We start from the raw sequence: 18,130 nt of genomic DNA, 5'->3' as shown, positions 1-18,130 counted from the left end.
GCGGCGGCCTGCTTGCCGCGCTGCGCCGGCCGCGAGGCCTGCCGCCCGCCGGGCCGGGGGGCCGGACGGGCGCCCGCGGCGCGCTGCTGCTTGGCCGACTTGGGATCCTCGAACGTGTCGAAACCCTTGGGAAAGCTCTCGAAGAAGGTCTCCTCGGCGGGACGCCGGGGTTTCGGACCCTTGTTCTCGGCCATCGCCTTCAACCGCTCGGGAGGCAGAGCACTCTCCCTGCGGTTCATCGACCGCATGCCCATGGCCACGACCACCAGCACCAAGAGCACGACGGCGACGAGGCCAGAAATGACCGCGATCATAGCACCACCCTCAAGGCCATGGCCTTCCAGCGGCGCCGGTGAGGTCGCGCGGCCATCGACGCGACCTGCCCCCTTTGTTCACCTGCGCTCAGCAATTGGATCCGATTCTGCTCGACCACGATGACCGTTGTCACACCCTTGGCGAAGATTGGCGCGGCGCTGCTACCTGCGGTGTTCGGCATGTCACTCGATGTTCGAGGCGGTGAGGCGCCCTCGGGCGATGGTGTGGTCGGCGATGCGCTCCAGTGTCTCCGCGAGGGGGGCGCCCTGCTGGAGATCGAGTTTCTCGTTCAAGGCGTACACGGTGAAACGGTAGTTCCCGTCCGCCGAGCACGGAGGCGCGTACCCGACTTTCCCGGTCGTCGTCTTGCCCTCTCTGGCGCCGCGGGGAACGCCGTTCTCGGCCAGCTCGGTGGTGTTGGGGTCGATGTTGAACACCACCCAGTGCACCTCCGCTTCACTCCGAGGGCTGTTGTCGTCGACCACGAGGGCCACCGACTTGGCGCCCGACGTACCCGACCAGCGGAGGGGCGGGTTGCCCATCCCCCCGTTGCAGGAGTAGCCGTGCGGCAAGGGGGCGCCGTCGCGGAAGCGCGGGCTCGACACACTGATCACGTCGAGGTTCCTGGGCGAGCCGCCGCCCAGGATCCCGCAGCCCGATGCGGTGAGCGCGACCGCCGCGATGGCGACGGCACGCCGCGCGCGTCCTGACTTGTTCGGCGACCCCATGCCCGATGATGCTACGCGGATCTGGACGGTGCGCTGACCGGATCGCGCCGATCCGTTCCCTCGGCCGCCTTCGCGCGCGCTCCCCGTAGCCCGCGGAGCGCCGGGCGCGCGCGGCGCGGGGAAAGGGGTCCCGCCCGTGGTCACCGGGGGCGCGGCGGCCACCCGCACGGCGCCCGCGGCCTGATGGCTCGCCGGCTCCCGCGGAGACGGATAATCAAGGCATGGTCGGGACGGAACGGGACACAGGTCTGAGATTCTCCGTCCTCGGCCCCCTCGAAGTCCGCAAGGACGGCCGTGCGATCGAGATCGGCGGGCAGCGGCTGCGGGCCCTCCTCACGACGCTCCTGCTCGACGCCGGCCGGGCCGTCCCGGTCGACGCCCTCGTCGCCGGGGTGTGGGAGGGCAGCCCGCCGAGCGGGGTCGGCAACGCGCTCCAGGCCCTGATCTCCCGGCTCCGCGCCGTGATCGACCGCGAACTGGTGGTCGCCCATCCGTCCGGATACCGCCTGGCCGTCTCGCCCGACCTGGTCGACGTCCACCTTTTCACCCGGCTGTGCCGGGAGGGCGGCCGCGCGCTGGCCGCCGGGGACGCCGCGGTCGCCGCCCGCACCCTGCGGGACGCCCTCGCGCTGTGGCGCGGGCCCGCGCTCCCCGACCTGCCCGACGGCGCCGCCCGGGCCGCCCGGCTCGACGACCTGCGGATCGCCGCGACCGAGGACCGCGTCGACGCCGACCTCCTCCTCGGACGCCACGCCGAGGTGCTGCCCGAGCTTCCCGCCCTCATCGCCGCGCACCCGCTGCGCGAGCGGCTGCGCGGCCAGTTGATGCGCGCCCTCTACGCCTCCGGACGCCAGGTGGAGGCGCTCGGCGCCTACGAGGAGGCCCGGACCGCCTTCGCCGACCTGCTCGGAGCGGACCCGTCGCCCCGGCTCGCCGAGCTGCACCTCGCCGTGCTCCGCCGCGAGGCCCTCCCGTACGGCGGAGCCGCGGGACGGGCGGACGGCGCCCCCCGGCGTACGGCCGAGACCGAGATCGTCGGGCGGGCAGACGGGGTCCTGACGGAGGCCGACGAATCCGCGGAGCGGGCCGGCGCGACCGTCGGGCAGGCCGGCGCGACCGTCGGGCGGGCCGGGGACGCCGTGGGGTGGGCGCCTGAGGGAGCGGGGCGGGGCCGGTCCGCGCCCGCCGCGCGCAAGGGCAACCTGCGGGCCAGGCTGACGAGCTTCGTCGGCCGCGAGACGGACGTCGAGCGGGTGGGCGGCCTGCTGGACGCGCACCGCCTGGTGACGCTCCTCGGCCCGGGCGGGGCGGGCAAGACGCGGCTCGCCGTCGAGACCGCCGAGACGCTCTCCGCCGATGTGCCCGACGGCGCGTGGCTGGTCGAGCTGGCGTCGTTGCGCGACCCCGGCGAGATCCCGCAGACCGTGTTCACCTCGCTCGGCCTGAGGGACGCGAGCCTGATGACCAGGCGTCCGGGCGTCGCGGCGCACCCCGAGGCCGACCCCACCGAGCGGCTGGCCGGCCTCCTCGCGGGCCGCCGCGCGCTGATCGTCCTCGACAACTGCGAGCACCTGATCGAGCCCGCCGCCGTCCTCGTGGACCGGCTGCTCGCCGACTGCCCGGACGTCCGCGTCCTCGCCACCAGCCGCGAGCCGCTCGGCATCACCGGCGAGATGTTGTGGCCGGTCCGCCCGCTCGACCCCGGCCACGCCGTACGGCTGTTCGCCGACCGCGCCGCGGCCGCCCGGCCGGGGTACGCGGTCGACGGCGAACGGCCCGCCGTCGAACGCATCTGCCGCGAACTCGACGGCATGCCCCTCGCCATCGAGCTGGCCGCCGCCCGGCTGCGCACCCTCTCGGCCGGGCAGATCGCGAGCCGCCTCGACGACCGGTTCCGCCTGCTCACCAGCGGGAGCCGTACGGCGTTGCCGCGGCACCAGACGCTCCGGGCCGTGGTCGAGTGGAGCTGGGAGCTGCTGGACGAGGACGAGCGGCGTCTCGCCGCGCGGCTGTCGGTCTTCGCGGGCGGGGCGACCCTGGAGAGCGCCGAGCACGTCTGCGCGGGGCCCGGCATGTCGGGCTGGACCCTCGACCTGCTCGGCCACCTCGTGGACAAGTCGCTCGTCGTCTACGACGACGGCCGCTACAACATGCTGGAGACCATCCGGGCGTACGCCGCCGAGCGGCTCGCCGAGTCGGGGGAGGAGCGGCGGGTGCGGCTGGCGCACGCGGCGTACTTCACCGAGCTGGCGGAGACCGCCGACGCGCGGCTGCGCGGGCGGGACCAGCTCGAGTGGCTGGCGCGGCTGTCGGCCGAACAGGACAATCTGTCGGCCGCGCTGCGCTGGGCGACCGACGAGGGCGAGGCGGACCTGGCGATCCGGCTGGTGGGCGGGCTCGCCTGGTACTGGTGGCTGGCCGGCCGTCGCGGGGAGGGCGCCGCGCGCACCTCCGAGGTGATCCGGATCGTCCCCGGGGACGCCGACCCGGCCCAGCGGGCCCTGCTGCTCGCGGTGTACGGCGTGACCGCCCTGGGCGGGTCCGCGGACTGGGAGCGGGCGCGGGAGGCCCTCGAAGCCGTCGGTTCGCTGGTCGAGCTGCTCGCGCCAGGGTCCCGGCACCCGATCGTGGCGCTCGCCCGGCCGGTGCTGAGCCTCTTCCTCCGCCAGGCCGACGCGGCGGGCACCTCTCTCGCAGAGCTGTTCGCCGACCCCGATCCGTGGCTGGTGGCGTCCGCGCACCTCTTCCGGGGGCACCTGCACTTCAACAGCGGCAGGGTCTCCGAGGGGGAGGCCGACGTGCGGGCCGCGCTTGAGGGCTTCACGCTGACGGGAGACCGCTGGGGCATCGCCAACTCGCTGTCCGCGCTGGCCGAGGTCAGCGCCATGCGCGGGGACAACTCGGCCGCGATCCCGGTCATGCGCGAGGCCATCGCGTTCGTCGAGGAGATCGGGGCCTCCGACGACACGCCGTACATGCGGAGCCGGCTGGCGCTGACCCTCAACGCGGCCGGGGACCGCGCGGGCGCGCGCGTCGTGCTCGACGAGACGGAAGGCGTCTGCGTCGCGGCGGACGACCCGGTCGGTGTGGCGGGCGTGGAGCTCGTCCGCGGGGAGTTCGCCCGGGAGGACGGCGATTTCGAGCTCGCGCGGAGGCACTATGCCGAGGCGCTGCGGCTGATCGACGGCCCCGTCGTCCACCCGCCGCAGTTCCGGGCGATGGTGCGGGCGTCCCTGGGCCTGCTGGCCGAGCAGGAGGGCGACGCGGCCCGGTCCCGCCGGATGCACGCCGAGGCCCTGGAGGCCGCCGTCGCCGCCGAGGACGGTCCGGTCATCGGACATGTGCTCATCGCCCGGGCGGGATCGGCGCTCCTCGACGGCGATCCCGAGCTGGCCGCGCTCCTGCTCGGCGCCGCCGCGGCGATGCGGGGCGTGGACGAGGTGGTCGCCTTCGACCACACCCGCATCACCGCGGCCGCGCGGGCCGCGCTCGGACCCGAGGCGTTCTCACGGGCCTACGAGCGCGGCCGGGCGCTGACGCTGAAGGACGTGCTCGCCGTCCTTCCCGGCTGATCGGCGATCAGGCGCGGTTGCGGAAGGCGCGGATGGACAGCGGGGCGAACACCACGGCGAGCCCCGCCGCCCACAACAGGGAGACGGTCGCGCTGGAGGCGACCGGCCCGCCGCTGAGGAGCCCGCGCACGGCGTCGGCCAGGTGGGTGACCGGGTTGATCTCCACCCACTTCTGCAGCCAGCCGGGCATGGTGTCGGTGGGCACGAACGCGTTGCTGGTGAAGGTGATCGGCATCATCAGCGAGAACGCCATGATCTGCACCTTCTCCTGGTTCTCCGCGGTCAGCCCGATGAGCACCGCCGCCCAGGACATGGCCAGGGCGAACGCGAGCAGCAGCGCCAGCGCGCCCATGACGCCGAGCACGCCGGTGTGGACGCGGAACCCGAGGACCATGCCGAGGCCGAGGAACAGCGCGAACGCCCACACCTGCTTGAGCGTGTCCGCGACGATGCGCCCGGTGAGCGGCGCGGAACGGGCGATCGGCAGGCTGCGCAGCCGGTCGAACACGCCCTTGGTGATGTCGGTGTTGAGCCCGATCGCCGTCGTCAGGCTGGCGAACAGCATGTTCTGCACGACCAGGCCCGGCAGGGAGAACTGCAGGTAGTCGCCGGTGGACCCGGCGATCGCCCCGCCGAACACGTACGTGAACAGCAGCAGGAACATGATCGGCTGGATGCTCAGGTCGATGAGCTCCATCGGATTGTGCTTGATCTGCACCAGGCTGCGCCACGCGAGGGTGGCGGTGTGGCGGAGGGTCGCCGCGACCCCCGGCCTCGTCGAGACGGTGACCGCCGGAGCCGCCGGCATGATGGCCGTCATATCGCGACCTCCTTCTTCCTCGCGGAGCCGCCCCGCGTGTCGTCGTGAGCACCGGATCCGCCACCGGCGCCGCCGTCCGGGCTCGTGTCCCGGCCGTCGTCTCCGCCCTCGTCTCCGCCCCCGGCGGCGTCCTCGGCGCGGTGGCCGGTCAGGGCGAGGAAGACCTCGTCGAGGCTGGACTTGCGCAGCGACAGCTCGGCCGCGACCACGCCGAGATCGTCCAGACGGCGCACGATGGAGGGCACCAGCGAGGGATCGCGCACGCTGCCGGAGACCAGCCCGCCCTCGGTCTCGGGCGCGGAGCCGAGGACGTCGCCGACCACCTGGGCGACCAGGTCCAGATGGGACGGCAGCAGCGGCCGCACCTCCAGGACCTGCGCGCCGGTGGTGGCCTTGAGCTCGTCGGAGGTGCCGCTCGCGATCACCTTGCCGTGGTCGAACACCACGATGTCGTCGGCGAGCTGGTCGGCCTCCTCCAGGTACTGCGTGGTGAGCAGAACCGTCACGCCGTCGTCCCGCAGGCCGCGCACGACCGCCCACAGGTCGGCCCGGCTTCGCGGGTCGAGGCCGGTCGTCGGCTCGTCCAGGAACAACAACTGGGGGCGGCCCACCAGGCTCGCCGCGAGGTCCAGCCTGCGGCGCATGCCGCCGGAGTACGTCTTGGCGGCCCGGCCGCCCGCCTCGGTCAGGTCGAACCGGGCGAGCAACTCGGTGGCGCGCCGCCTGGCCTCGGCCCGCGGCATGTCGAGCAGCCGGCCGATCATCACCAGGTTCTCCACGCCGGTCAGCGTCTCGTCGACCGCCGCGTACTGCCCGGTCAGGCCGATCAGCGACCGCACCTGGTGGGCCTGCCGGACGACGTCGTACCCGGCGACCTCGGCGCGGCCCCCGTCGGGCCGGAGCAACGTGGCGAGGATGCGCACCGCCGTGGTCTTGCCCGCGCCGTTCGGCCCGAGGACTCCGAGCAACCGGCCGCGCGGCACCTCCAGATCCACGCCGTCGAGGGCCCGCGTCTCGCCATAGCGCTTGGCCAGCCCCTCGGCTTTGATCGCGTAAGTCATGATCTCTCTTCTCGTCGGTGTGGTGTTCACTCTGGAGGACGGCACTGACATTTCGCTGATCCCCGCGGCCGGGCGCTGACATATCGCTGACGCGGCGCTGATCCCGGCCCGGGGTGGCCGTGTGACCTCGGGGGACGTCCGATTGGAAGCTCGTTAGCCACCCATTCGGTGAAGAATCACAGCGATTTACCACATATCGGGTACTTAGGGGAGGAAAGCGCGGCGGAACCCGCCGGTCGGTCCCGGATTCCATCTGTTTCCCATGCGAGCCGTTTCCCACGCGAGACGGGAGGATCATGGAGAGCCACGACTGGGGTGCTTTGCGGATCACTCTTCTCGGCGGGTTCCGGCTGCTCGCCGGAGGCGATCAGGTGGCCGTCTCCGGCGGAGCCGAGCGGCTCCTCTCGTTCATCGCCCTCTGCGGGCGGTCCGTGCCCCGGGCGCTCATGGCGGGCACGCTGTGGCCGGACGCCCCGGACCGGAGGGCGCACGCCAGCCTGCGGTCGGCCCTCGCCCGCCTGGACGGCGTCGGCCGGCGCATCCTCGACATCGGCGCGACCGACGTACGGCTGAGCCCGGCCGCCCGGGTGGACATCGACGAGGCGCGGGCGCTCGCCCGGCGCATCCTGGACCGGGCGACGCCCACCGGCGAGCGGGACCTGAGCCCGTCCGCCGTCGGCACGCTCTCGGCCGACCTGCTGCCCGGCTGGTACGACGACTGGGTGATCCCCGAGGCGGAGGAGTGGCATCGCCTGCGCGTGCACGCCCTGGAGGCGCTCGTCGAGGACTTCGTCGCCGCCGGGCGGTTCGCGGAGGCGGTCTCCGCCGCGTGCCTCGCCGTACGGGCGGAGCCGTTGCGGGAGAGCGCACACGCCGCGCTGATCCGCGCCCATCTGGCCGAGGGGAACCAGGCCGAGGCGCTGCGCGACTATGAGCGTTGCGCCGGTCTCCTGCACGCGGAGTTGAGCATCCCGCCCTCGCCCCGCCTGCGCGCACTCGTCGCCGGTCTGCGGCGCGCGACCTCCGGCTGAGTCCCGTGACCTCCGGCTGAGGTCCGCGACCGGTCACGCGTCCGTCACGCGGGCGTGGCGGCCCGGTGGCGCGGTCCCTGTGACGATGCGATTTGAACCGAAAGTCGCGCGCGTCTTCGCCGGAGATCGGCGGGGGCGCCCGATGGAGAAAGGAGACGGCCATGCGACGCACGGGACGTGTGATGCTGCTCGGCTCGGCCCTCCTCACCACTCTCGTCCTCAGCCCGGCCGGGGTCTCCCACGCTTCGGCCACCCCCTCAGAGGCGACTCTGAGCACATCGCAGAACCCGGCGTTCGACCGGGAGGACTACAAGAAGGGCTTCCGCGACGGCTACAAGGACGGCCACGCGGACTGCAAGGCCGAGAAGGAGATGAAGAAGGGCATGCACGGCGTGGCCGGAGCCGACGACTACGAGCGCGGCTACTCGGACGGCTACGAGAAGGGCTTCCACAGCTGCAAGAAGATGCACAAGGAGCACATGCACAAGATGCACAAGGAGCGCATGCACCAGGAGCGTATGCACAAGATGCAGTGACCGGTCGCCCTCTTCGCGGGAGCGGTGACGGGCAGGGGGCGTGGTCGTGCGCCACGCCCCCGCTTGCCGGGTCGCCCCGCAAGCGGATGATCGCACGCGTCGTGCGCGCGGTCGGGTGCGTCACATCGGGGGCGGTCGTGTACGGCGCCCGTCGGGGGCGTGACGACCGCTCATCGTGTGCTCGGCCCAGGGGACCGCGGCGTTTCCGGGCCGTTCATCCATGTGACGCGGGGGGAGACGGCCGAGCGGATGTTCCGTCAGGAACGGATCGAAGGGATCGAACGGATCGTTCCCATCACTCCTGCTTCCTGGCGCCGAACATGATCTCGTCCCAGGTCGGCACCGAGGCACGACGGCCGCGCGACTTGCGGGGCCGGGCCGGTGCGGGCTTGGGGGTGGGCGGAGCCGGCGGCTCGGGCTTGGGCTCCTTCGCGGCGCCTTCCCTGCCCGTGCCCTTGCCCGGGGCCGCAGCGGGAGCCGCAGTGGGGGCCACGCTGGGAGCGGCCGTAGGCGCCGAGGCGGCCGGCGCGGCCCGCTCCTCGCTGACCCTCGCGGCGGGTACGGCGACGGGCTCGGGGGCCTTCTCCGGCACGGGCTCGACGGCCGGCGCGGCGGCGGGCTCAGGGGCCGATGCTGCCGATGCGGCGGCGGGCTCAGGCATCGACGCGGCCGGTGCGGAAGCAGGCGTGGGCTCAGGAGTCGACGCGGCCGGTGCGGAAGCGGGCGCGGGCTCAGGAGTCGACGCGGCCGGTGCGGCGACGGGTTCGGAGGTCGGGTCGGCGGCGGATCCGGTGCGCCTCTCGCCCCCTGCCACGTCCGGGGCGTCGCCCGGGGCCGAGGCGGTGGGAGCGGACGTGACCGGTGCGTCCTGACGTGTCCCGTCGCTAGCAGGGGCTTCGGCGGCCTCGGACGCCGATGTCGCGGCAGGCGTGACCGGCGTCGCGATCTCGGTTGTCTCCTCGATGGCGGGACGCGTCCCGTCACCCGGCTCCGACGTCGCGTCCGCCGCCGTGTTCCGCACTGCGTCGGCCGCGGTGTCCCGCGCGTCGTCCTGTGCGGTGGGCGGCGCGGCGGCTCCCTCCTCGGGCGCCGTCACAACGTCCGCCGTCACAACGTCCGCTGTCACAGGGGCCGCTGTCACAGGGGCCGCCGTAACAGGGTCCACCGCCTGGACGTCGGTGGGCGTGGCGGCGTCCGGCGAGGAGACACCCGTCGCGTCCGCCTCGACGCCCGTGTCGCCCGTCGTGCCGCCGTCGGCGTGCTCGCGGCTCCCGTCATCGGTGTGCGCGGCCTCGGGTGGCGCGGCCGTGAGGCCGCCTTCGGCGCCGGTGTGCTGCGGCGCCGCGCTCTCCTGCACGAGGGAGAGCCGCTCCTCGGCGTGCGGCGTCGCCGATCCGGCGGGCTCGCCGGGCGCGTCGCCGGGGAAGGCCGGCGACGCGGCGCCCCTCGCGACGTCGTCGGGGGCACTCGGCGGCGGAGCGCCGCCGTGGATCGGCGCGGGGCCCGCCATCCGGACCGGGGCGGGCGTCTCGGCCTCGGGCCGTACCGGCTGGCCCTGGACGGGCTGGCGCAGGTGGAAGGCGGTCTCCCGGCCCGGCTCGGGGCGGACGACGGAGGTGCCCGCGACGAACGGGGCCTCGGGCAGATAGGCCGTCTCGGCCGCCGTCCGTGCGGCGGGCTCCTCGTGGACCGGCTCGTCCCGCCGCGCGGGCTCGGGCCGTACGGACGGGAAGTCGGGCTCGGGACGGCCGGCCCGGATCGAGAGCGAGCCGTCGGGGAGCGGCGGGACGGGCGCGAGCTTGGACGCGAGGCGGGGCAGGAACGGCCGCACGGTCGTGTCCTCGCGGGCGACCGGCTCGACGTACTCGGCGGCGGACAGGCGCATCGCCTCGTCGTCGTTCGGGGTGATGTGGCGGCGGCGCGGGTCGAAGAGCCACTCCGCGTGCCGGGTGTGACCGTTCCAGACGAAGCCGAGCTTCACCCGCCAGAGGTTGTCGTCGCGCTTGCAGGAGTCCCAGTCGATCTCGTCGGCGGGCACGCCGCGCCGGGTCAGCCGCTCCGCGACCAGCTCGCCGAGCGTGGGACCGGGCGTGGTCTCGCCCGGAAGTCGTACGGCGACGCGCTGCGCCTGCTGGGCCATGTACTCGCGTTCCTGGAGCACGGGCCCCTCGAACCAGCGGACACGTTCCACCGGGATGCCGGCGGTGGCCGCGATCTCCTCCGCCGACTCACCGGCGCGGATGCGAGCCTGGATCTCCTTGGGGCGCAACGGACTCTCCACTTCGATCTCGTACTGGCCGAGACGGGAGAAGTTGCCGCGGACGGCAGCGCGGAGCCGGTCGTCGACGGGAAGCGTGAACCGCGTACCGCGCCCGGCCGTCGCCAGAACGAGGTAGGTGCCGTCCTCACTCACCGCGACGAGACGGAGCTCCTGCATGCGAGTCCCTTCGTCGTCGTGCTCAATCTTCCCCCGGACCCTTGAGTCTCTCGCGTGAGCCGGTTGCCTTCCAGCACCGTACCCGGCATGTCCGAACATCGCCTTCCCCAGGGGCGTGGCAGGCGACATGACGCCGGTCACATTTGTCGCATTCACCTTTCTACAGGGTGGCGGGGTTGAGCAAGCGGTTCTTGTTCCTCCGAGATTTCCGGCGAGTCGCGGTGAGCCGGGGCGGGGCGGCCCGATCGCGGGCGGGGCCGCCGGGAAGGGACGTGCCGGCGGCCCCGCCCGTTCATGGGGTGTCAGCCCAGGACGACGTCCAGGTAGTCGTTCGTGAACACCCGCCGCGGGTCGAGCTCGTCCCGCAGCGCCACGAAGTCGGCGAACTTCGGATAGACCGTCGCCAGATAGGCGGCGTCCCTGGTGTGGAGCTTGCCCCAGTGCGGACGGCCGCCGAACCTCGTCATGATCTCCTCGACGCCCTCGAAGTACGCGGGGTTCGGCGTCGGGCGGTAGATGTGGCAGGCGATGTACGCGCTGGGCCTGCCGTACGCGGTGGACAGCCAGGCGTCCGAGGGCGGGGTCACCCGGACCTCGACCGGGAAGGTGACCTTCCAGTCCATCCGCTCGATGAGGTCGCGGGTCTCGCGCAGCGCCTGGGTGAGGTTCTCGCGCGGGATCGCGTACTCCATCTCCAGGAAGCGCACCTCCCGCACCGAGTTGAAGATCTTGTACGACGTGTCGACGGACTCGGACGCGCCGAGCAGGCTCGCGGAGATGCCGTTGATGCGCGGGATCGCGCCGGGCATCTTCGCGCCCACGGCGCAGGCGGCGCCGAAGATCGTGTTCTCCAGGAAGACGTTGTCCAGCCAGTGCTTGAACGGGCCGGTGGGCCTGGCCGGGCCGGGGGAGCGGTTGTTGCGCTTGACCAGGCAGGTGTCGGTGTGCGGCAGCCAGAAGAAGTCGAGGTGCTCGTTCTCGGCGGTCAGCTCGTCCAGCGTCTCCAGGATGCCGCTGAACGGCAGCGGCTCGCGGCGGCTGCGCAGCAGGAACGACGGCTCCACCCGGAAGGTGACGGCGGTGAGGATCCCGAGCGCGCCGAGGCCGACCCGGGCCGCGTCGAACAGCGGGCCCTCGCTCACGGTGGTGATCGTGCCGTCGGCGAGCACGATCTCCAGCTCGACGACCTGGTCGGCGAGGCCGCCGATGTCCCGTCCGGTCCCGTGGGTGCCGGTCTGGATCGCGCCCGCGACGGTCTGCGCGGTGATGTCGCCCATGTTGGCGAGCGCGAGGCCGCGCCGGTGCAGCTCGTCGTTGACGACGTGGAGGGGGGTGCCCGCGGCGACCTTGGCCCAGTCGTCACCGGTCGCGATCACACCGGTGAGCGCGTGGGGCCGCAGCAGGATGCCGTCGACCAGCGCGACGCCGGTGAAGGAGTGCCCGGTGCCCACCATGCGCACCCGCCGGCCGTCGCGCGCTGCGTCCTGTACGGCTTTCGCCACCTCGGCCGCGGACGCGGGCGTCCTGATCTCGGCGGGGGTGACCGACTGGTTGCCGGCCCAGTTGCGGAACTCGTTCATGACCATCCAAGCCCACGTTTTCGGAGAATATGAACAATACTCATGAAATATGGGCCGAAGCCAGAGTCGAAGGCCGGAAAATGGGAGTCAGGCGGCGTCGTTTCCGGCGGTCTCGGGCGTGCGCAGCCAGGCCGACCCGGCGAGGCCCGCGACGACGGCCAGCAGCGCGCAGACGAGCGGGAAGCCGTAGGCGTTGGAGGCGCCGAAGCTGTCGGTGAGCCGTCCGCCCGCCCACGCCCCGATCGCCACGCCGAAGCCGAGCGACGTGGACAACCACGACATGCCCTCGGTGAGCTGCGACCCGGGCACCATCCGCTCGACGAGGGAGAACCCCGTGATCAGTGTGGGCGAGATCGCCAGCCCGGCGAAGAAGAGGGCGACCGCCATCGCCGGGACGTTGCCCATCAGGACGAGCGGCGTCAGCCCCACGACGAACACGCCCAGCCCGCGCACGAGCCGCCGGCGCAGGTCGATCTTCCAGTGGCGGGAGCCGTACCAGAGGCCGGAGATCATGCTGCCGCTCGCGATCGAGGCGAGCAGCAGGCCCGACGCGGCCTTGGCGCCGCGCTCCTCGGCGAACGCGACGGTGACGATGTCGACCGATCCGAACACCGAGCCCACGGCGAGGAAGACCACCGCGAGCAGCGCGACCCCCGGGATCGCGATCGGCGACCCCGCGTGCTCGCGGTGCCGTCCGGCGGGCGGCTCGGTGGACCGGAACGCGGCGAACGCGAGGGTGCCGGCGACGGCGAGCACGATGGCGACGACGAGCCCGGCGTAGACGTTGACGCCGGTCGCGAGCGCCGTGACGAAGGCGGGCCCGGCCACGAAGATCGCCTCGTCGGCCACGGACTCGAACGAGAACGCGGTGTGCAGCTTCGCGGGGTCGTCGAGCACGTGCGACCACCGGGCCCGGACCATCGACCCGAGAGAGGTGGCGGCGCCGCCCACGACGAAGGCGGTCGCGTACAGGGTCCAGGCGGGCGCCTTGCCGTGGGCGCACAGCATCAGCGCGACGAGCGCGGCGCCGTGCAGGAAGACCAGCGGAACGAGCACCCTGGCCTGGCCGAACCGGTCCACGAGCCGGCCGGAGAGCGGGGCGGCGAGCGCGAACGCCACCGACTCCACCGCGGAGACCGCGCCCGCCGTCGCGTAGGAGCCGGTCAGCTCCGACACGAGCAGGATGATGCCGATGCCGAGCATGGACATCGGGATCCGGCCGACGAAACCCGCGATGACGAAGCCCTTGACTCCGGGCGTGCCGAAGAGCCCGCGGTACGGCCCAACCATGTCGATTCCCCTCGCACTCCGTGCGTCCGGGCACCTCGATGCGATCGGTGCGGCCGCGAGCTTCCCCGCTCGTGGCACGCGGACGTGCACTTATCCTGCCAGACCATGACTTACAACCCGCCGGGGTGGCAAGTGGTTTCTCGATCAAGGTACCGGAGGGGCTAGCGTGGGCGGGATGCGCCGTGTTCCCGGGTTCGCCGCGCTTCGCGTGCTTGTGGTGGGGCTGGCGGCCTCGGTGGCGGTCGCCGGCGCCGTGGGCGCCGCCGTGCTGTACGCGAACGACAACGCCGGAGGCGGCGCGGACGGTCGCGGGAAGACCCGGCACGGCGTGACGACCGGGGCCGCGGACGACGGACGGACCGCCGCCCGGCCCGATCCCGCGCTGCCGACCGGCTCACCGGTGCTCGCGGAGGCGGAGGTCCGGGCGACCCCGCCCGAGCTGATGGCGATCACCACATCGGCGGTGCCGGAAGCGGCGCTGAGCAGGCTCGCCGGTCTCAAGCGCGTACGGAAGGTCGCCGCGGAGGACGGCGGGACCATCCGCATCGCGGGCAACCCGCTGCAACTGCTCGCCGTCGACCCGGCGTCGTTCCGGTCCTGGACTCCTCAGCCGGTGGCGGAGCACCCCGAGGTGTGGAGCGCCCTGAGCCGGGGCGAGCTGGTGGCGGACGCGGAGACGGTCCGCAGGCTCGGCATGAACCTCGGCGCGCAGTACCAGATCGACGGCGGCCCCCGGCTGCGCCTGGCCGCCTCCGCCGCGCTCGGGCTGCCCGCGGTGGACGGGCTGATCAACGCGGAGCTCGGGCGGAGGTTCGGGTTCTCCCCGGGCGTGGTCGTCCTGATCCACGGCGAGTCCCCGGACGCGCGTGCCGTCAAGCGCGTGCTGGGCGCGAAGACGCACATCCTGACCGTGCCCGGGAAGACCGCCAAGACCGGCGCCAAGAACGCGGGCGGCAAGGCCGGCGGCAAGGCAGGCGGCAAGAACGGATCCGCGAGCACGTCGAAGAGCACGGGCGGCGGCGAGAAGGCGGGCCGGGGGCTCGTGGGGCGGCCGGCGAGCTACCTGGAGCTCTACCGGCGGTCGGCCGGGGTCTGCCCGGGGTTGTCGTGGACCGTGCTCGCCGCGATCGGGCAGGTGGAGAGCGGGCACGGGCGCAACAACGGCCCCTCCTCCGCCGGAGCGCTCGGCCCGATGCAGTTCATGCCCGCCACCTGGAAGGCGTACGGCGTGGACGGCGACGGCGACGGCAAGGCGGACATCTGGAGCGCCTACGACGCCGTGCCGTCGGCCGCCAAGTACCTGTGCGCCAACGGGGCCGCCCAGGGCGGGGAGAAGCTCAGGAAGGCCGTCTGGTTCTACAACCACTCCTGGGACTACGTGAACAAGGTCCTCGGCCTCGCCGAGGCGTACGCGCGGGCCTACCGCTGACCGGGGCCGGTCAGCGGGGCCGCCGCACCGGCGCCGGGCAGCAGGTCGCCGCGCACGGGGCCGGCTCCGGCTCGGCCATCAGCTCGGAGATCATCGAGACGAACCGGGGGTGCGTCCCCGCCGTCGCCGCGCGGGCCAGGGGCAGGCCGAGCCGCTCCGCCAGGGACCGCGCCTCCACGTCGAGGTCGTAGACGACCTCCATGTGGTCGGAGACGAAGCCGATCGGCACCAGGACGACCGCCTCCGTGCCCTTGGCGTGCAGCTCCTCCAGGTGGTCGCAGACGTCGGGCTCCAGCCACGGGATCTGCGGCGGGCCGCTGCGGCTCTGCCAGACGAGGTCCCAGGGCCGGTCGCCGGGGATCTCCGCCGCGACGAGCGAGGCGGTGCGGCGCAACTGCGCCTCGTACGCGCCGCCGGCCGGGCCGGACGTCTCCGCCATGGAGATCGGGATGCTGTGCGCGGTGAACACCAGGCGCGCCCGGTCCCGCACCTCCACCGGCAGCCGCTCCAGGGCCGCACGGGTGTGGTCGGCCATCGCGGCGACGAAGCCCGGGTGGTCGAAGAAGTGGCGCAGCTTCACGATCTCCGGAGCGCCCGGAACCGCCGCCCGGGCCCGCGCGATGTCCTCGATGTACTGCCGGCAGCTCGAATACGAGCTGTACGCGGAGGTGGCGAAGGCGGCCGCCCTGCGCACCCCGTCCGCCGCCATCCGCCGGACCGTGTCCTCCAGGAAGGGGTGCCAGTTGCGGTTGCCCCAATAGACGGGGACGTCCACGTCGAGCGCCGCGATCAGGTCGCGGCACTGCTGGTTGATCGGGCTGACCCCGCCGAAGCGCTGGTAGTGGGCCTCGACCTCCAGCAGCCGCTCGCGCGGCACCCCGCGCCCGCGCACCACGTTCTCCAGGAACGGCATGACGTCCTCGGGCCGCTCCGGCCCGCCGAAGGACACCACGAGCAGCGCGTCGTACCGCGGCGCGGATCCGCCCTCACGTGTCAGACCGCTCATCGCTCCCCGCCCGATCAGCTCGCCGTACGGCCGTTCACCGGCCCGGTCACACAGACTATTCGGCCGCCTCGCCGGTCGGGTCCGCAGGCCCGCCAGGCCGGAGGGGACGGGTGATCAGGACCTTGGTGGCCCCACGGACCCGAGGTAGGTTCGATCGATGAGCCATTTCCGGGACATGAGTGAATACATCGCCCTGCCGCGCGTGTTGTCGCTGCGGCTCTCCCCGGACGGGACCCGGCTGGTGTCCGTGGTCCAGTCCCTCAATCCGGACAAGAAGTCGTACGGCACCGCGCTCTGGGAGATCCCCCTGGACCCCGAGGGCCGCCCCCACCGGTTGACCAGGTCGGCCAAGGGCGAGGCCGGCGCCGAGTTCACCCCCAACGGCGAGGTGCTGTTCGTCTCGCGGCGCCCCGACGAGACGGTCAAGGACGAGGGGGAGGAGGTCCCGGCGCTGTGGCTGCTGCCGGAGCGCGGCGAGCCCAGAAGGATCGCCGAGCGTCCGGGAGGCGTCGCCGCCGTCCGCGCGGCGGGCGGCACGATCGTCTACGCCGCCGACGTGCTGCCGGGCGACGCCGCCTCCGAGGCGGACCGGCGCAAGGCCCGCAAGGAGGCGGGGATCAGCGCCATCCTGCACGAGGGCTATCCCATCCGCTTCTGGGACCACGATCTCGGCCCCGGGCAGACCCGGCTGTTCGCGGCGCGCGCCGGAGCCGCGCCCGAGCGGCTGGACGCCGACGACCTCGTGCCCGACCCGGGCCGGTCGCTGGAGCGGGCGTCGTTCGACGTGACGCCCGACGGCGGCACGGTCGTCACCACCTGGTTCGTCCCGCTCCCCGGTGGCACCCTGCGTTCCGAGCTGGTCGCCATCGACCTGGACCCGGCCGCGGGCGAGGGCGCGGAGGCCGGGAGCGGCCCGCGCCGCAGGGTGCTGGCCGCCTCCGACGCCCACGACTTCGACGGGCCGGTCGTGATCTCCCCCGACGGCCGGTTCGTCGCCTGCCTACGGGAGCGGCACGCGACCGAGGAGCTGTCGGCCGCGTACAGGCTGTGGGTCCTCGATCTGGAGACCGGTGAGGGGCGGGAGCTCGGCGGCGAGCTGTTCCCGACGGACATCGCCTGGGCTCCCTCCTCCGACGCGGTGTTCATCGCCGCCGACCACCAGGGCCGCCGCCCGATCTTCCGTGTGCCGTTGAGCGGGGACGGCGAGCCGGTGCGCGTCACCCCGGACGACGCCGCGTACCTGGAGCTCTGCCCGGCGGCCGACGGGTCGGTGTACGCGCTGCGCAGCGCCGTGAGCGCCCCGCCCGCCCCGGTGCGGGTGGCCCCGGACGGTGCCGTGACCGCGCTGCCGTCGCCCGTTCCCGCCCTGGAGCTGCCCGGCACGCTGACCGAGGTCAGCGCGCTCGCCGACGACGGCACCGAGATCCGCGGCTGGCTGGTCCTGCCCGCCGGGGCGAGCGCCGAGAACCCCGCTCCGTTCCTGCTGTGGATCCACGGCGGCCCGTTGGGGAGCTGGAACGACTGGTCCTGGCGCTGGAACCCGTGGATCATGGCCGAGCACGGGTACGCCGTGCTGCTGCCCGACCCCTGCATGTCCACCGGGTACGGCCAGGGCATGATCGACCGCGGCTGGGGCGACTGGGGACCGGTCACCCACGCCGACCTCATGGCGATCACCGACGAATGCCTCAAGCTGCCCGAGATCGACGACCAGCGGATCGCGGCGATGGGCGGCTCGTTCGGCGGCTACATGGCCAACTGGGTCGCCGGGCACACCGACCGGTTCAGGGCGATCGTCACCCACGCCTCCCTGTGGAACCTGGAGCAGTTCGCCGGCACGACCGACGCCTCGATGTACTGGGAGCGCGAGTTCGGCAGTGTGGGCGCCGAGCGGTACGCGCGGCTCTCCCCGCACAACTCGCTCGGCGAGATCAGGACGCCGATGCTGGTGATCCACGGCGACAAGGACTACCGCGTGCCGATCGGGGAGGGGCTGCGGCTCTGGTGGGACCTGCAGCGGTCCGGCGTCGAGTCCAAGTTCCTCTACTTCCCGGACGAGAACCACTGGGTGCTCAAGCCGGGGAACGCCGTCGTCTGGTACCAGACCGTGCTGGCCTTCCTCGCCCAGCACGTCCTCGGCGAGGAGTGGACGCGGCCGGACACGCTGGCCTGACCCGGACACGCTGGCCTGACCCGGACACGCTGGCCACCCGGCCGCGCCGGTCCGCGTGGGCGCCCCCCACGCGGACCGGCCGCCGGTTCCCGCACGTCCCCCACTGCCGGCTTGCCCGTCGGCTTCCCCACCGGCCGCCTTCTCCGCCGTCC

14 protein-coding genes are annotated in these 18,130 nt (G+C 73.3%); 5 read left to right on the top strand and 9 right to left on the bottom strand.

What is annotated here, in order from left to right:
• From AWQ70_RS30365 to AWQ70_RS30360, 3 genes are all read right to left on the bottom strand, one after another.
• On the bottom strand, positions 1 to 314 hold a 314-nt coding region (locus AWQ70_RS30365; RefSeq protein ID WP_157530626.1), incomplete at its 3' end, for a hypothetical protein.
• Positions 311 to 496 carry a hypothetical protein gene (locus AWQ70_RS39410; protein WP_157530624.1) on the bottom strand — a complete coding sequence of 62 codons (186 nt, stop codon included), beginning with the start codon at positions 494 to 496 and terminating at the stop codon, positions 311 to 313. The genes AWQ70_RS39410 and AWQ70_RS30365, both read right to left, overlap by 4 nt.
• Position 497: 1 nt before the next feature.
• Entirely contained in the window at positions 498 to 1,043 is a 546-nt protein-coding gene (locus AWQ70_RS30360) for a YbhB/YbcL family Raf kinase inhibitor-like protein (protein WP_067183598.1), read from the bottom strand.
• Positions 1,044 to 1,264: 221 nt separating this feature from the next.
• Between AWQ70_RS30360 and AWQ70_RS42150 the strand changes: the two genes are divergently transcribed.
• Entirely contained in the window at positions 1,265 to 4,615 is a 3,351-nt protein-coding gene (locus tag AWQ70_RS42150) for an AfsR/SARP family transcriptional regulator (RefSeq protein ID WP_281197135.1), read from the top strand.
• A gap of 7 nt (positions 4,616 to 4,622) precedes the next feature.
• Here AWQ70_RS42150 and AWQ70_RS30350 read toward each other — a convergent pair whose 3' ends face one another.
• Complete coding sequence (locus AWQ70_RS30350; RefSeq protein WP_067183596.1) at positions 4,623 to 5,435, bottom strand: ABC transporter permease; 813 nt, start codon at positions 5,433 to 5,435, stop codon at positions 4,623 to 4,625.
• Positions 5,432 to 6,496: an ATP-binding cassette domain-containing protein gene (locus AWQ70_RS30345; RefSeq protein ID WP_067183593.1), complete on the bottom strand. Its 1,065-nt coding sequence runs from the start codon at positions 6,494 to 6,496 to the stop codon at positions 5,432 to 5,434. Before AWQ70_RS30345 ends, AWQ70_RS30350 begins: the two co-directional genes overlap by 4 nt.
• Positions 6,497 to 6,792: 296 nt before the next feature.
• Here AWQ70_RS30345 and AWQ70_RS30340 point away from each other — a divergent pair, with 296 nt between their 5' ends.
• Both AWQ70_RS30340 and AWQ70_RS30335 read left to right on the top strand, forming a co-directional pair.
• Entirely contained in the window at positions 6,793 to 7,527 is a 735-nt protein-coding gene (locus tag AWQ70_RS30340) for an AfsR/SARP family transcriptional regulator (protein ID WP_067183590.1), read from the top strand.
• 161 nt (positions 7,528 to 7,688) lie between these two features.
• Positions 7,689 to 8,063: a hypothetical protein gene (locus AWQ70_RS30335; RefSeq protein ID WP_157530622.1), complete on the top strand. Its 375-nt coding sequence runs from the start codon at positions 7,689 to 7,691 to the stop codon at positions 8,061 to 8,063.
• A 295-nt stretch (positions 8,064 to 8,358) separates the two neighbouring features.
• On the opposite strand, the gene sepH is transcribed toward AWQ70_RS30335, so the two are convergent.
• The 3 genes from sepH to AWQ70_RS30320 all read right to left on the bottom strand — a co-directional run bounded on the left by sepH (position 8,359) and on the right by AWQ70_RS30320 (position 13,370).
• A complete protein-coding gene (gene sepH / locus AWQ70_RS41595; protein ID WP_245647219.1) occupies positions 8,359 to 10,500 on the bottom strand; it encodes a septation protein SepH in 2,142 nt (713 codons plus the stop codon).
• 302 nt (positions 10,501 to 10,802) lie between these two features.
• Positions 10,803 to 12,080, bottom strand: coding sequence for a D-arabinono-1,4-lactone oxidase (locus tag AWQ70_RS30325; protein WP_067183628.1), 1,278 nt, complete (start codon positions 12,078 to 12,080; stop codon positions 10,803 to 10,805).
• An 87-nt stretch (positions 12,081 to 12,167) separates the two neighbouring features.
• Entirely contained in the window at positions 12,168 to 13,370 is a 1,203-nt protein-coding gene (locus tag AWQ70_RS30320; RefSeq protein WP_067183586.1) for an MFS transporter, read from the bottom strand.
• 175 nt (positions 13,371 to 13,545) lie between these two features.
• Here AWQ70_RS30320 and AWQ70_RS30315 point away from each other — a divergent pair, with 175 nt between their 5' ends.
• A complete protein-coding gene (locus tag AWQ70_RS30315; RefSeq protein ID WP_067183625.1) occupies positions 13,546 to 14,799 on the top strand; it encodes a lytic transglycosylase domain-containing protein in 1,254 nt (417 codons plus the stop codon).
• 10 nt (positions 14,800 to 14,809) lie between these two features.
• Here the strand turns inward: AWQ70_RS30315 and AWQ70_RS30310 are convergent, their stop codons facing one another.
• Positions 14,810 to 15,805, bottom strand: a complete 996-nt coding sequence (locus AWQ70_RS30310) for a ferrochelatase (RefSeq protein ID WP_067183583.1) — start codon at positions 15,803 to 15,805, stop codon at positions 14,810 to 14,812.
• A 175-nt stretch (positions 15,806 to 15,980) separates the two neighbouring features.
• On the opposite strand from AWQ70_RS30310, the gene AWQ70_RS30305 reads away from it, so the two are divergent.
• Positions 15,981 to 17,978, top strand: coding sequence for a S9 family peptidase (locus AWQ70_RS30305; RefSeq protein ID WP_245647218.1), 1,998 nt, complete (start codon positions 15,981 to 15,983; stop codon positions 17,976 to 17,978).
• Positions 17,979 to 18,130: the final 152 nt, after the last annotated feature.

The organism is Microtetraspora niveoalba, assembly GCF_001570405.1.
Lineage (GTDB): Bacteria > Actinomycetota > Actinomycetes > Streptosporangiales > Streptosporangiaceae > Microtetraspora > Microtetraspora niveoalba.
Note: the sequence above shows the minus strand (reverse complement) of the source record. Positions and strands in the feature narration are given on the sequence as shown.